General features: G+C 51.0%; 9 protein-coding genes, 4 tRNA genes and 2 pseudogenes. 6 read left to right on the top strand and 9 right to left on the bottom strand.

Translation table 11 applies throughout. From position 1 onward, the window contains the following. Together MHN01_RS05030 and MHN01_RS05025 are read left to right on the top strand one after the other, a co-directional pair. Nucleotides 1-2,116, top strand: a 2,116-nt coding sequence (locus MHN01_RS05030; protein WP_239410312.1) for a copper-translocating P-type ATPase, incomplete at its 5' end; no start/stop codon positions are given. A 189-nt stretch (nucleotides 2,117-2,305) separates the two neighbouring features. Then, nucleotides 2,306-3,178, top strand: a complete 873-nt coding sequence (locus MHN01_RS05025) for a TraB/GumN family protein (RefSeq protein WP_239410311.1) — start codon at nucleotides 2,306-2,308, stop codon at nucleotides 3,176-3,178. An 88-nt stretch (nucleotides 3,179-3,266) separates the two neighbouring features. Here MHN01_RS05025 and MHN01_RS05020 read toward each other — a convergent pair. The 4 genes from MHN01_RS05020 to MHN01_RS05005 form a co-directional block, all read right to left on the bottom strand. Beyond that, a tRNA-Pro gene (locus MHN01_RS05020) sits at nucleotides 3,267-3,343 on the bottom strand. Between the two features lie 156 nt (nucleotides 3,344-3,499). Beyond that, nucleotides 3,500-3,576: transfer RNA gene (locus tag MHN01_RS05015), tRNA-Pro, on the bottom strand. Nucleotides 3,577-3,639: 63 nt separating this feature from the next. Further along, nucleotides 3,640-3,716, bottom strand: a tRNA-Pro gene (locus MHN01_RS05010). Between the two features lie 63 nt (nucleotides 3,717-3,779). Continuing rightward, nucleotides 3,780-3,856 (bottom strand) — tRNA-Pro (locus tag MHN01_RS05005). Nucleotides 3,857-4,122: 266 nt separating this feature from the next. Between MHN01_RS05005 and MHN01_RS05000 the strand changes: the two genes are divergently transcribed. Further along, nucleotides 4,123-4,263 carry a DUF3149 domain-containing protein gene (locus MHN01_RS05000; RefSeq protein WP_039460702.1) on the top strand — a complete coding sequence of 47 codons (141 nt, stop codon included), beginning with the start codon at nucleotides 4,123-4,125 and terminating at the stop codon, nucleotides 4,261-4,263. A gap of 123 nt (nucleotides 4,264-4,386) precedes the next feature. After that, a complete protein-coding gene (smrA, locus tag MHN01_RS04995) occupies nucleotides 4,387-4,968 on the top strand; it encodes a DNA endonuclease SmrA (protein ID WP_239410313.1) in 582 nt (193 codons plus the stop codon). A 350-nt stretch (nucleotides 4,969-5,318) separates the two neighbouring features. Here the strand turns inward: smrA and MHN01_RS04990 are convergent, their stop codons facing one another. From MHN01_RS04990 to MHN01_RS04970, 5 genes and pseudogenes are all read right to left on the bottom strand, one after another. Then, nucleotides 5,319-5,933 carry a LysE family translocator gene (locus MHN01_RS04990; protein ID WP_239410310.1) on the bottom strand — a complete coding sequence of 205 codons (615 nt, stop codon included), beginning with the start codon at nucleotides 5,931-5,933 and terminating at the stop codon, nucleotides 5,319-5,321. A gap of 81 nt (nucleotides 5,934-6,014) precedes the next feature. Beyond that, complete coding sequence (locus MHN01_RS04985; protein ID WP_239410309.1) at nucleotides 6,015-6,935, bottom strand: LysR family transcriptional regulator; 921 nt, start codon at nucleotides 6,933-6,935, stop codon at nucleotides 6,015-6,017. 22 nt (nucleotides 6,936-6,957) lie between these two features. Continuing rightward, nucleotides 6,958-7,442 (bottom strand): annotated as a pseudogene (ybaK, locus tag MHN01_RS04980) (Cys-tRNA(Pro) deacylase). 160 nt (nucleotides 7,443-7,602) lie between these two features. After that, on the bottom strand, nucleotides 7,603-9,276 hold the full coding sequence (gene ushA / locus MHN01_RS04975; RefSeq protein ID WP_239410308.1) for a bifunctional UDP-sugar hydrolase/5'-nucleotidase UshA: 1,674 nt from the start codon (nucleotides 9,274-9,276) through the stop codon (nucleotides 7,603-7,605). Nucleotides 9,277-9,624: 348 nt separating this feature from the next. Then, nucleotides 9,625-10,986, bottom strand: a complete 1,362-nt coding sequence (locus MHN01_RS04970; RefSeq protein WP_239410307.1) for a Na+/H+ antiporter NhaC family protein — start codon at nucleotides 10,984-10,986, stop codon at nucleotides 9,625-9,627. Nucleotides 10,987-11,211: 225 nt separating this feature from the next. Here MHN01_RS04970 and MHN01_RS04965 point away from each other — a divergent pair. Both MHN01_RS04965 and MHN01_RS04960 read left to right on the top strand, forming a co-directional pair. Next, nucleotides 11,212-13,093, top strand: a pseudogene (locus tag MHN01_RS04965) (methyl-accepting chemotaxis protein). Between the two features lie 241 nt (nucleotides 13,094-13,334). Beyond that, nucleotides 13,335-15,137: methyl-accepting chemotaxis protein (locus MHN01_RS04960; protein ID WP_239410306.1), on the top strand; the 1,803-nt coding region annotated here is incomplete at its 3' end.

The following is a 15,137-nucleotide window of genomic DNA, read 5'->3' as shown; positions in this document are numbered from 1 at the left end:
TGAAAGAACGGCCCTTGTCTCAGGGCTGGTTCAGGTAGAAGACATTATTACAGCAATTACCGATGCCGGTTACGGTGCCGAGCAGAGCGAGGATGAGCAAAGCCGCCGCCAGCGGCAACAACAGCAAAATGAGCAAACCTTCCGACGCCACCTGCGCAATGCCTTTATTGCCCTCGGTGCCGGGATCCCGATGATGGCCTGGGGGGTATTTGGCGGCAACATGATGATCACTTCAGTCACCAGCCAGATCAGCTGGGGGCTCGTCGGCCTGCTAACATTCTTCCTGTTATTTACCATCGGACGACATTTCTATATCAACAGCTGGAAGGCCTTCAAGCACCACCGCGCCACCATGGACACCCTCGTCGCCCTTGGCACGGGTTCTGCCTGGCTCTACTCGATGCTGGTCGTCATCATTCCGGATATCTTCCCGATGCAGGCCCGGCATGTATATTTCGAGGCATCCGCGATGATCCTTGGCCTCATCACCCTAGGCCACGCCCTTGAAGCCAGAGCCCGGAGCCGCACCTCGAAAGCCCTCGAGCAACTGATTGATCTGCAGCCTCAGACAGCCATTGTCGTGAGCCAAGAAGGTGAGCAGGAAGTGCCTCTGGCAGAAGTACAAACCGGCATGTTGCTACGCCTGTACCCCGGTGCCAAGGTGCCAGTCGATGGCACCATCGAAAGCGGCCAGAGCTATCTCGACGAATCCATGCTGACCGGCGAACCACTCCCGGCCAACAAACAGCAAGGCGACAAACTTCATGCCGGTACCATTAACCAGGACGGCAGTCTGCTGTTTCGTGCCGAGCAAATTGGTAACGACACCATGCTGGCACGAATTATCAGCCTGGTGCGTCAGGCCCAAAGCAGTAAACCAGCCCTTGCCCGCCTGGCTGATACCATCTCGGCGATTTTTGTCCCTGCAGTAATGATCATTGCCATCTTAACGGCCATGATCTGGTATTACTTTGGCCCGGCCCCATCCTCAATTTATATGCTGGTCACTGCAACTACGGTGCTGATCATTGCCTGCCCGTGTGCGTTAGGGTTGGCAACACCAATGTCGGTCACCGTCGGGGTTGGCAGAGCCGCAGAACACGGCGTGCTAATCCGCGATGCCGAAGCAATGCAGGTTGCAGCCGGTATCGATACGGTGGTACTGGATAAAACAGGTACATTGACAGAAGGCAGGCCTCAGGTCATTGACTGTCGCAGCTACGGCACCAACGAAGATCACCTGCTTGCCCTCTCAGCCAGTCTGGAGCAGGGTTCCGAGCACCCGCTTGCCAAGGCGATCGTCAATGCAGCCACAACTCGAGAGCTGCCTCTGTCAGCCCAGTCCGAATTCAAGGCAATGCCCGGCTTCGGCGTTATAGGAACTGTCGACGGGCACCAGCTAGCACTCGGCAACCAAAAGCTAATGACGAAAAACAACGTAGATATTGGTCAGGCGGCTGTGGATGCCGAAGCCATTGCCAGCCAGGGAGCAACCCCTATCTATGTGGCCATCGACAATCAGCTGGCAGGAATATTGGGCGTCAGCGATCCGCTAAGAGCTGATTCCGTAGCGGCCATCCACCGACTGAAAAAAATGAAGCTCGATGTGGTTATGTTGACTGGTGATACAGAAACCACCGCCAGGGCAATTGCTCACCAAGCAGGTATAGATACGGTGATCGCCGGAGTATTGCCTGACGGCAAGGCGGCCAAAATTGCCGAGCTTCAACAACAAGGCAAACGCGTTGCTATGGTTGGTGACGGGATCAATGATGCCCCGGCGTTGGCGCAAGCCGAAGTCGGTATTGCGATGGGCAGTGGTAGCGACGTGGCCATTGAAAGTGCCCAGCTGACACTGATCCGCCACTCCCTGCACGGAGTCGCCGATGCACTGCAGCTATCAGCCGCAACCTTAAAGAACATGAAGCAGAACCTGTTTGGGGCATTCGTCTACAACACCCTGGGGATCCCGGTTGCCGCAGGCATACTGTTCCCGCTGACAGGCACCTTGCTCAGCCCGGTTATTGCCGGAGCTGCGATGGCATTATCCTCTATCACTGTTGTCAGCAATGCTAACCGGCTACGGCTATTCAAACCCGACCATCAGGAGAACTAATATGATTGCACTTATCGGCTTGGCTGCCATCGCGTTTATTGTCTGGTGGTTCTGGTTGCACCCAGCCACCAAGAGCTAGCGGCAGGATTTTATCGGCCTATCCCGCATCCACTGTCTCTCCTGTTAGCCATAATTACAGATAACTGATATAACCCAATCAGTTATCTGTCTCATTTCGCTACGGTGATCATGTTTAAATCTATTTTATCCAAAGCGCTGCTCTTACTGCCTTTTGTAACGGCCAGCGCAATAGCTGAGCCCTTGGTCTGGCTGGCCAAGGATTCACAACGCCAGTTTGTTCTATTGGGCTCAATTCATGCCGGAGAACAAGACTTCTACCCATTGCCCCAGGCTTTTCTCGACTACTGGCCCGAAGCTGACGGTCTGGTTGTCGAGGCAAACATTCTTAAATCCAGTGATGTCACTATCAACCGGGACATTCCGACCTCAGATACCCTGCTCGACAACAATGACAAGGAAATACTGTCAGATATTGCCAAGCAGGCAAAACTCCCCTACCTGTCACTGATTCATAGCCCGCCCTGGCTGGCAGCCATGAACCTGCAAATGGCCATGGTATCTCAGGCAGGTCTGAGCCCGCTCCAAGGTGTTGATGTCGTCCTGCTTCAAAGGGCACATGAGCAGCAACTCCCCATTCTGGAACTCGAAAGCGTCAGCCAGCAAGTAGCCCTTATGGAAAACTTGCCTGATTATGGCGAGGACCTCCTGCTCAGCACTATTCGTGAATGGAGTGCAATGCAAACGGAGCTCAATTGCCTTGTCTCGGCGTGGAAAGCAGGCGATCTCCAACACCAGTTGTCCTTGATGGAAGAAAGCCAATATTCAGACGAAACCGAAGAGAAGCTAATATTCGAACGCAACCGTGACTGGGTAAAACAGCTGACCAACAAGGCAGGTTACCAGCAGGGCACTTACCTTGTCGTTGTCGGGGCGATGCACATGCTTGGTAAACAAGGGCTACCAGCGCTATTGGAAAAGCAGGGCTTTACCCTCAAACGACTAACAGAAGGTGATAAGTCTCAATGTGAATTAGGAGGTTAAGAGCTTGGGATGCGCTGCCAAACTGCGCTATTCACCACCGATAAACAGATGCAAAAAAGCCCCGTCAAATGACGAGGCTTTAGAATAGTGGTCGGTGAAGAGGGATTCGAACCCCCGACCCTCTGGTCCCAAACCAGATGCGCTACCAAACTGCGCTATTCACCGACTAAATTGGCTTTTGGTGTACCCCGCCGAGGGTCGCCCTCTGGTCCGCCATTCCTGAAATCAGGATGCTCTACCAAGGTGTGCTATTCACCGACTGTATATGTTTGACATCGTATCCGATGATGTCTGCCTGGTAATACCCGACAAATTGAAGAGTGGTCGGTGAAGAGGGATTCGAACCCCCGACCCTCTGGTCCCAAACCAGATGCGCTACCAAACTGCGCTATTCACCGACTGTATATGTTTGACATCGTATCCGATGATATCTGCCCGGCAATGCCCGACAAATTGAAGAGTGGTCGGTGAAGAGGGATTCGAACCCCCGACCCTCTGGTCCCAAACCAGATGCGCTACCAAACTGCGCTATTCACCGACTGTATATGTTTGACATCGTATCCGATGGTATCTGCCCGGCAATGCCCGACAAATTGAAGAGTGGTCGGTGAAGAGGGATTCGAACCCCCGACCCTCTGGTCCCAAACCAGATGCGCTACCAAACTGCGCTATTCACCGACGAATCACCAGCAGTATCACTGCTGAGGCCGCTTATAATACTCGCAAGTTAAATTTACGCAAGTATTACGCCGGATTTTTTTCCGTTCTCAATTCGTTTGCTCATCTAAGCATCAAAACCAAGGAAAAACTAACAGTTAAGTGATCTCAGACTCATCTTTAGAACAGTTATTAAACAATGCGCCTACCATTGATCCAGATCATCATAACATTTTTGTTGCATTAGGTATCGTGTAGCCACTATCCCACGACTTAAAGGACTTAACATGGATTTTTGGTTAGATCTCCTATTTGGCAATGCCGTCGGACTGTCTTCAATGATCGTGATCTTCGGAGCCTTGGGATTAATGCTATTTTTCGGTGGTTACTTTGTCTACAAAGCACTATCGGCACCTTCTCCTCACTAGAGCCAATTAGCAAACTAATTTGCTTGCACCAGGGTCAAAGTGTCGGTCTTGACCCTGGATTTCTTTTTGTGCCGGAGTGAAATGGTTATAATCAGTTTAACCATAGTCAAACTCCGTACCACCATGTCAGATTCCGATGAACTCGATCTCTTTCGTGAGATGATGGCCGATGTCTCGCCAATCAAACAAGACCAAGTAGAAACTGTTCATAAACATCAGGTTACTGATGCGCATATCGCTCGCCGACTTGCCGCTCAAACCCTGTCAGACAGTGATCCCGAATATCTGTCGCTTGACTACGCCAAAATGCTCAAGCCAGATGATATGGTTGAATTTAAACGTGATGGCGTTCAGGACGGTGTATTTCGCAAGCTCCGCTTGGGTAAATACGATCTTCAGGCCCGGTTGGATTTACACCGCAAGACACTCAAGCAAGCACGTGACGAGATCCTCCACTTTCTCAAGCAATGCCAGCGAATGGACATCCGCACGGTGATCATCGTTCACGGTAAAGGTGAACGTTCCGATCCCCCAGCCCTTATGAAGAGCTATGTCGCCACCTGGCTGGAGCAAATATCCGATGTTATGTGCTTTCACTCGGCCCTGCGACAGCATGGCGGAAACGGAGCCTTGTACGTCATGCTCAAGAAAAGCCCGGAGCGCAAACTCGAAAACCGAGAACGGCACCAAAAGCGACATAACTAGCAGGCAGAGCATCTCGCATCGACGAAAAAGAGGAGCCAATGGCTCCTCTTCGGCTATTTGCTATACCCAAACTACCTCAAGATGCTCTTTTCAGCGAGAGTTACTTGGCTTTTAGGCTAGGCGCCGATTAGAAAATCTAGTGATTCTAAATTAATAATCGGTAACAACGCATAGAAGCCCCTATCTATTTAATAGAACTGGAACTCGCCCTTTGGGAGTGAGCCAGCGCGCCCATTTCTGTGTCAAATAACGTTGAAAGGGGCTACATTCCTACCGTTATTTTCCTTGAACTGAACACGCTGGTCTCACTCTGAACCCTGCATCTTGAGGTAATTGGGGTATACACCTTGTTATGCCGTTATCACCACCCGCAATGCCAGCAAAATCAGCACTACACCTGACAACCTGTCAATCAGCTGGGCCTTAGCACGTAGCTTGTCCAGTACTTTAGGGTTGGAAAGTACAAACGCAATCAGGGTATACCAGAGGCCATCCACCAGCAGCGGGGTAGCAACAATAACCGCCCGGCTGGTTACTTCGGTACCCACGGCTACAAACTGGCTAAACAAAGCCAGAAAGAACAAGGCGAGTTTAGGATTGAGCAGTGAAATCATCAATCCGTCACGGGCAGCTTTCTTGAGATCAACCTGCTTACCTGCCGCCAGCTTTGCGGCAACGCCACCTTTGGAACGCAAAGCGTTAACGCCTAAATACGCAAGATATGCGGCACCTGCGTAGGTGATCACCGAAAATAATGTCGGTGACTGCTTGAGCACAACGGCAAGACCCAGCAAGGTCAGCAAGGCATATACACCAACCCCCAGGGCATGCGACCAGGATGTCACCACACCATGCAGCCTTCCTCCGGCCAGACTATGCTTTGCGACAACCGCCAGGCTCGGTCCCGGCGACATCGCCCCGAGCATACAAATCATTAATAACGAAAGCCAAATACTGAATGTCATCTTCTACTCCTTAAGCTGACATTCAAGGTAACAGCCAAAAGCTATTATCTGAAATCAAAAGAAATCATCTCCGCTATGATTTTAAATCATACTGATGGAATACATAGAGCTTCGCAGCACATCTAAGACCTGCTCTCTCAGCCAGCAATGCGCGGCATCACTGTCATACTTCGGGTGCCACAGCAGCCAGTATCGGTGTTCCGGGGCCGGTATTGGCAACGACACATAGGTGATAGGAAACAGGCGCTTCATGTTAAACGCGATATGTTCGGGGATCACCATCAGCATATCGGTGCGGCAGACAGTGTGAAAAGCTGAACCGAAAAACGGCACGGAGAACTGAATATTACGGGTAAGCCCCTGCTCGGCAAGGTTGTGATCGACAAAGCTGTCCTTGTCTCCCCCGCCCGACACCCTTAAGTGATTATATTGCACAAACTCATCAACAGTCAGTGAGGCCTTGTTTACCAGCGGGTGATCACTGCGCATGACACAGACCGGATAATCTGCACCGATGGAGCCCCCGCACAGCCCCACCGGGATCTCGGGCAACATCGTAGAAACCAGCTGGATATCCAGCTCAGCCAGCCGGGCAAACTGCTCCGGTGACCACAGCTGATAAGCCAGACTAAGCTTAGGGGCCTGCTGCTGAAGACGCTCCACAATATCAGGCAGAATATATTGAGCCACATAATCTGATGACGACAATACGACTTTTCCCTGCCACTGCGCCGGATCGAAGTCATCACTGGCAAATAGCGACTGGCACTCAGCCAGCACCCCGTCCAGTTTGTGCTTGAGCTGCTCGGCCTTGGGAGTCGGCAACAGGCGATTACCGTCTCTCACCAACAAAGGATCATTAAACAGCTCTCGCAGTTGATTAAGCTGACGGCTTACTGCCGACTGGGTGATATAAAGCCGTGCTGCCGTGCGGCTGACATGGCACTCATCAAGTAAAACCTGAAGAGTGCGCAGCAGGTTGAGGTTTGTATGCTTATCCATAGCAAAGCTTGGTTACCGTAGACTAGCCATGAGTGTTTTTAGCGATCGGCGCAAAGCTGCCACGAGTCAGAGACAACAAATCAGCCGGTGCCAGTTCAATCTCCAGCCCGCGTCGCCCGGCGCTCACACAAATAGTGTCGAACTGCTCGGCCGATTGATCAAGAAAAGTCGGCAGACGCTTTTTCTGCCCTAGCGGACTAATGCCTCCGAGAATATACCCAGTCGTCTTCTCGGCAATCTGAGGATCGGCCATATCCGCCTTCTTGCCACCAGCGGCTTTGGCCGCCGACTTCAAATCCAGCATACCGGCTACCGGCACAATCGCCACCGCCAGTTTCTTCGGATCGCCGTTCAGGGAAAATAACAGCGTCTTGAATACCCGGTAGGATCCTGACCGAGCACCTCTGCCGCCTCCAGGCCAAAGTTCGTGTTGGCCGGATCATGATCATACTGGTGAACGGTATAGTTGATTTTTTGCTTTTTCGCGAGGTTGATTGCTGGCGTCATGGTGATCTCTGATCGGTTAACACATAGGAGATCAATATATCCAACCTATGGGTAATAAAAAACTATTTGCTATAAAAACGTTCTGCAACAAAAAAGCCCCGGTATACGACCGGGGCTCAGAGTCATAATACACCTTTCAGGCATATTATTAAGGGGGGGATTATTTGTAAATCATCTCGCCTTTAGGCGCGTACTTGTTCACATCAATCGGGCTGTTAGCCTGCAGGAACTCTTTCAGTACTTCCGCATCAACAAAACCAGTGTTTACGTGACCTGGGTGGCCAGTTACTTTCGGATAACCGTCACCACCAGCAGCATTGAAGCTTGGGATAGTGAAACGGTAAGTCTCAGTCAGGCTCAGAGGTTTGCCGCCAATCTTAACGTTGCTCACTGCACCGTTCTGAACAGTCATAGAAATACCGTAAAACTGTGCGTAGGCACCTGAGTCAACAGGCTTAGTTGCAACGGCATTCAGGTAGTCCATGATTTCTTTACCGCTCATGTCGGTATAGGTCACGATGTTGCCAAATGGCTGTACAGTCAGAACGTCTTTATAAGTGATATCGCCAGCTGCGATAGAGTCACGTACACCACCAGAGTTCATTACAGCAAAGTCGGCTTTCGCGCGCTGCATGTGAGAAGCGGCAATCAGGCGGCCCAGGTTAGTCTGCTTGAAGCGAACAACATTACGATCACCTTCCAGCTTACCGTTTGACTCAGAGATCTTAATGTTCAGCTGAGCCTGACCACGCTCCTGGTAAGGTTGAAGGAATGTTTTCACTTCTTCGTTCTGGGCAATCTCGTCTTCGATGAATACGCGCTTCTTGCTACCGTCAGCCAGCTTCACTTTCTTCTTCAGGTTCACAGGGATCAGATCATAGCTGACCATCTGTAGCTCCCCGTTCTTGAATTCAAAATCAGCACGGCCAACGTATTTGCCCCATTCGTGTGCCTGAACAATCCAGGTACCGTTCTGCTGATCCGGCTGACACTCATCACCCGGATTGAAGTTCTTGTTGTACATGTTAGGACCTTCCATGCAGACAGGCTCTTGCGAGTGGCCACCTACAATCATGTCCAGATCACCTTCCTCAAGGTAACGAGCCAGCGCAACATCACCCGGTGCGTTAACACCACGATTGCCATTTTCATAGTGGCCCATATGAGTCGCTGCGATGATAACATCTGGGTTTTCAGTCTCTTCCAGCTCAGCAATCAGCTTTTTCGCTTCTGCTTTAGGATCACGGAAGTCAACGCCGCCAATGTACTCAGGGTTACCAATCTTAGCTGTATCTTCCGTTGTCAGACCGATAACAGCAATCTTAATGCCCTGCTGCTCAAAGATCTGGTATGGTTGGAACAAACGCTCGCCAGTTTCTTTATCATAGATATTCGCCGACAGCATCGGGAACTCTGCCCACTCTTCCTGCTTGCGCAGTACTTCCAGCGGGTTATCAAACTCATGGTTACCCAATGCCATTGCATCGTAACCCAGCATGTTCATGCCTTTGAAATCTGGTTCAGCGTCCTGCAGATCAGACTCTGGCACACCGGTGTTGATATCACCACCTGACAGAAGCAACGTAGTACCACCCTGAGCCGCCACTTCTGTACGGATCTGGTCAAGCAGTGTCTTACGTGCAGCCATGCCGTATTCACCGTATTTGTTCTGCCAGAAACGACCGTGGTGATCATTGGTGTGAAGAATGGTCAGTTTATAAGTTTCGTCAGCCTGCCAAGATGGTGCCGTACTATCAGCCTGGCTTGCACAACCAGACAGTGTAGCCAGTACCGCAGCTGTTAATGCTGTTTTGGCAAATAAGCGTTGCTTCATGGGGATCCCCTTAACCAATAATATTATTATGATGCCAAGCGATGCGGGAGCTGTCCTTTCGCGACAAGTTCAAAAGGGCCTTTTTACTCTTTCGCCTAGCATTACCACTCGCTACCACTCATCCTTGGGAAGGTATAAGTAGCTGTTTATATTGTTTCAATAAGCGCAAGTTTAAATTAAACGATGATCAGTTTTCTGTTGATTTCATAAAACTGTTGACCAGATCACCATACAAGCAATAAATTTTCACTAACACCTGATAACGCGCAAAAAAATACCTCGCAGTTGCGAGGCATTTGATACACTTTCGGGCTTTTTTACAGCTTTATCATTTACATAGCCCGACAATCAGGCATTAACCAATTGACGGGATGGATGTTTGACAAACACAGCAACGATAGCCGCAATCGCCAGGAAGAAGCAGTAGTACGAATGGCTGACCACCTCTAACGGCGACAGACCAAATACCGAGCCTAGCAATAGTGCCTGCGCACCATACGGCAGCACCCCCTGGATCACGCAAGAGAAAATATCCAGCAAGCTAGCCGAACGACGTGGCGTCACGCCATTTTCAACCGCCAGCTCTTTGGCTACCCCACCAGAAACAATAATGGCAACGGTGTTATTGGCCGTGCAGCAGTTAGTCAGGCTGACCAAACCGGCAATCCCCAACTCGCTGGCTCGAAGGTTCTGTCCTTGCGTGTGCGCTTTGCTAAAGACACGGATAATACGGCTGATCAACTGGGTAAGGTAGGCTAGGCCCCCCTGTTGGCGCATCAACTCACTAATGCCGCCAATGAGCATCGAGAGCAAGAAAATTTCCTGCATATTGCCAAAGCCGGCATAGATGTCCTTGCCATAAGATGACAGACTATACTCAGGCGTGGCAAACAGCCCAACACCACCCGCCAGCAGAATACCAATACTCAAGACAACAAAGACATTCATCCCTGAAACGGCCAGTACTAAGATAGTGATATAAGGCAGCACCTTCAGCCACTCAACCTCGGTTGCTGCCGGAACTTCTGTTGCCGTACTGCTGAACATGAATAGCACAACGGCAATAATGGCTGCCGGAAGTGCGATACGGATATTCTCACGGAACTTGTCTTTCATCTGACAACCCTGCGAGCGGGTTGAAGCAATCGTGGTATCCGAAATAATCGACAGGTTGTCACCAAACATCGCACCGCTCAGAACCACACCAGCCGTTAACGCCACATCCATACCAGCGGCCTGGGCTATGCCCAAAGCAACTGGCGCAACTGCCGCAATGGTTCCCATAGAGGTCCCCATCGCCGTCGCAATGAATGCTGATATTACAAAAATCCCGGGCAGGATCATGCTGGCAGGGAGCATAGACAAACCCAGGTTAACCGTCGCGTCAACGCCGCCGGTGGCTTTGGCGACCGAGGCAAACGCACCAGCCAGCAGATAGATCATGCACATAGCGATAATATCGCTATGGCCGACACCACGCAGAAATTGTTCAATCGCCTTGTTGAGCTTCTCTTTGCTCAGCAGCAAAGCCACGATAACTGCAGGCAGAGCCGCAACCGGCGCCGGCAACTGGTAGAAGGCAAAATCTACCCCCTGCATGGTCAGATAACTTCCGACCCCAATAAACAGCGCAAGAAATACTCCTAGCGGCAGCAAAGCCAGTGCCGATGGCGTATTAATAGAATTATGTGATTGTGTTGTGTTCGACATGATGACTACAGGACATCTATTTTAGAATTTGCCCTAGACTAGAGTGTCACTCTGGATGTGTCAACATCTAGACGTCTAAACATCTAGATATATTTATAATCTTACGATTATCTCTACCTCGCCTTATATGCAAAAAATTTGTATGCAATCACAATAATTCGGATGGCGTTTTCACCCCATAAATATATCATATACAGTCTACCGTACCATAAATAGACAGCCTCAATGAATCTAACACTAAAACATAAATTACTCGGATGTGTTTTCTCAGCCATCATACTTATTGCCGGGGGCTTGATATGGCTCGCCTCCAATGAGCTCTTCTCTCAAAGCCGGAGCGGTATCTATGCCCGCGCCACCAGCCTGACCAATATCGCCACTGACACGATCGGCTACTGGCTAGAGGAGCACAAAATTATCGTCGGCTCAGCCGCCCAACTCTCCGATCTGGAGCAACTTCCCACTGTAATGGAACAAGCCAAGGAAATTGGCCAGTTCAACGATGTCTTCTTTGCGGATCTAAAGGGAAACCTGTTCATCGCGGGCAACCACACCACCCCATTAGATAACTTTGATGCCCGAACTCGTGACTGGTATCAGCAGGCCATGAACACATCATCGGTTAGCACATCCGCGCCCTATAAAGGAACAGCAAATGGCAAGCCGATGCTGACCTTCTCCGCCCCAGTCAAGCTCAATGGCCAGACAGTCGGTGTGATTGGTGCAGATATTACCTTGGATTACTTACAGAAAACGATCACCGGCTATGATGTCGGAAAGAGCTCCAATGCCATGTTGCTAACTCGTCAGGGCGATATTTTGGCTTACTACAAAAGTCAGCTCGCACTTCAGCCGCTCACCGACATTGCCCCAGAACTGACTGTCAGCCAAATACACGACGCCATGGCCGAGCAAAGCATTCAGATCTTTGAACAAAACAACCAGCAGAAGCTGATTTACTTCGGCGGAATTAATAATAGCGACTGGATCTTTGCCGTCGAAATGGATCGGGCTACGGAAGAGGCCAGCCATAACCAGCTACTGAAAAACCTGATTATCACCGGCATGATCGGCACTCTGCTAGCATTGCTGACCGTGTCTATGCTGGTCAACTACCTGTTCCGTGATTTGGGCAAAGTATCCGCCGCTTTGGCCGACATCGCCAACGGAGAAGGTGATCTAACTCAGCGCCTGCAACCTCACAGCAATGATGAAATTGGTCAGTTGGCCAATAACTTCAACCGTTTCCTGGATAACATGCACGGTATGATCAGCCGACTGAGCCAAATGTCGGGCTCACTAGCCGAACAAGCCCACGATACGGCAAACCATGCCCAGCAGCGCAGCCAGCGCATTCAGCAGCAGCAAGATGAAATCAATATGGTCGCCACGGCCATTACCGAAATGGCCACAGCCACCCAGGAAATTGCCAACAACGCCGAAAACACCGCCCAAACCTCAGAAAAAACGGTCTCCCATGCCCAACTTGGTGCTGGGGAAGTGGACAAGAGCCAGCATTCAATCAGCAACCTGGCCCATGAAGTTGATAACGCTACCGAGGTGATCAAGGCACTCGATCATCACGCCCAGAATATTAATAGCATTCTTTCCACCATTCAGGACATTGCCGAGCAGACCAACCTGCTGGCATTGAATGCAGCAATAGAAGCAGCTCGCGCCGGAGAGCAGGGTCGAGGCTTTGCCGTTGTCGCCGACGAGGTGCGGATCCTCAGCCAGCGCACCCATTCCTCGACTAAGGAAATCCAGCAAACTATCGAGACGCTGCAACAAACGACCAGCGAAGCGGTTTCCATTATGAGTGACAGCAAGCTGCTGGCCGAAACCAGTGTCACCGATGCGGTCAGCCAGTACCAGCCTCGGCCATATTACCCAGTCGGTCAACCAAATCAGCGATATGGCTACCCAAATCGCCTCGGCTGCCGAAGAACAATCACTGGTAACATCAGAAATTACCCGCAATACCGAGGCTGTCAAGGAGGTCTCTGATCAGCTCGCCCATGAGGCAAATGAAGCCAGCGAGCAAGCGATTCAGCTTTCGGAGCTATCGACCAGTCTCCGCAAGGAAATCGCCCGTTTTAAGCTTTAACAAATAATTCTGACTTGCACACTTAGTCAGTTGCTGACTAAAAACATGCCGCCATTGCCACCAGCACTGGCGGTATTTTTTTGACGAAAACATCCCATAGGCGTCAAAAAAAACACACCAATACTCAACTAGTTACCCATTATATGATGCACGTCACTTTTCCGTGCATATTGATTAAAATATCTATAAAATTCCACCCAACCAATCCCCCCCTATATTCTGCCTTTAAGACTGAATAAAAATGAAACTATCATTAAAACAAAAACTAATAGGAGCCAGCTTGTCTGCAGTGGTTGTTATGGCAACCGCCCTGACCTGGCTAGCTGCCGATCAGCTTTTTGAGCAAACCCGCAGTGGCATCTACTCACGGGCCGAAAGCCTTTCTGCTGCCGCAACCGAAGGGATCTCAGACTGGATCTCAATTCGTAGTGACATTGCCAAAGCGTTCAATGACTACAGCACCGAGAACAATGTCGTCCCATTTTTGCAGCAGGCCCGTAAGGCCGGCGGCTTTGATGATATTTTCCTGGGTACACCTGCAGGCGGCATGTACCGCTCGCACCCAGAACGTAACCGTGCCGATTACGACCCGCGTACCCGCCCTTGGTATCGCGATGCCCAAAACGCCGGTACACAAATCATTACAACGGCTTATCAGGATGCCATTACCAACGCCCTACTGGTCACTATCGCCGAGCCGGTAATGAACAACGGTACTATGGTGGGTGTCGTCGGTGCCGATGTATTGATCGATCAGCTGATCAAAGACGTAATCAACCTTGATGTCGGCAAAAACGCCTACGCCATGCTACTTAACAAGCAAGACAATACCTTCCTGGCCCACCCTGACGAATCGCTGCTGCTTCAGCCGATCAATAGCTATAGCAATGAACTGAACATGGGCCGCATTGAGTCGGCAATTCAGTCAAACCGCATTGAAGTCGTCACAATTAACGGCGAGGAAAAGCTGCTGCACTTTGCCAATGTCCCTGGCACCAGCTGGATCCTTGGCCTTGAGATGGACCGCACAACGGAAGAAGCCAGCCACACCAGCCTGCTGCGCCAGCTTATCATCACCTCAATCATTATTACTCTGATTGTCGTTAGTGCCGTTGCCTGGCTAGTCGGCTTCCTGTTCCGCGATTTGGGCCGCGTATCCCAGGCTCTGGCTGAGATAGCGACCGGCGAAGGCGATCTGACTCAGCGCCTTGAACCACGCAGTGATGACGAAGTTGGTCAGCTGGCACACAACTTCAACCGCTTTGTCGGCAACATGCACGGTATGGTTTCGCGTCTGCAGGAAGTGTCGAGCTCGCTGACCCAGCAAGCCCACATTACCGCCTCACAGGCCGAAGAGCGCAGTACTCGAATTCAGCACCAGCAAGACGAAATCAACATGGTGGCGACGGCAATCAACGAGATGGCAGCCGCAACCCAGGAAATTGCGGGCAATGCAGATAATACTGCCCGTACCTCAAGCGAAACCGTAGAAGTCTCTGAGCACGGTTCGGTACAGGTTGGCCAGAGCCAACAGTCGATTACCGGTCTAGCCGGTGAAGTAGATACGGCTACCGATGTGATTGGCGAACTCAATACCCATGCCCAGAGCATCAACACCATCTTGTCGACCATTCAGGGCATTGCCGAGCAAACTAACCTGCTGGCACTGAATGCTGCCATCGAGGCTGCTCGTGCTGGCGAACAAGGCCGCGGCTTTGCCGTAGTGGCCGATGAAGTGCGTGTGCTGAGTCAGCGTACTCATGCCTCGACGCAGGAAATCCAGCAGATGATCGAAACCCTGCAGCAGACCACCGGCCGCGCCGTAGGCATCATGGAAGACAGCCGCCGTCTGGCTGAAACCAGTGTTGATGATGCCAATGCCGCTTCTGCGAGCCTGTCGCAAATTAACAGCGCCGTGACCAACATTAGCGATATGGCCACTCAGATTGCCTCTGCCGCTGAAGAGCAGTCTTCGGTAACGTCCGAAATCGCCCGCAATACCGAGGGAATCCGCGATGTATCCAATGAGCTTGCGGTAGAAGCT

This window comes from Photobacterium sp. OFAV2-7 (assembly GCF_022347985.1).
Taxonomy (GTDB): Bacteria; Pseudomonadota; Gammaproteobacteria; order Enterobacterales; family Vibrionaceae; genus Photobacterium.
Note: the sequence above shows the minus strand (reverse complement) of the source record. Positions and strands in the feature narration are given on the sequence as shown.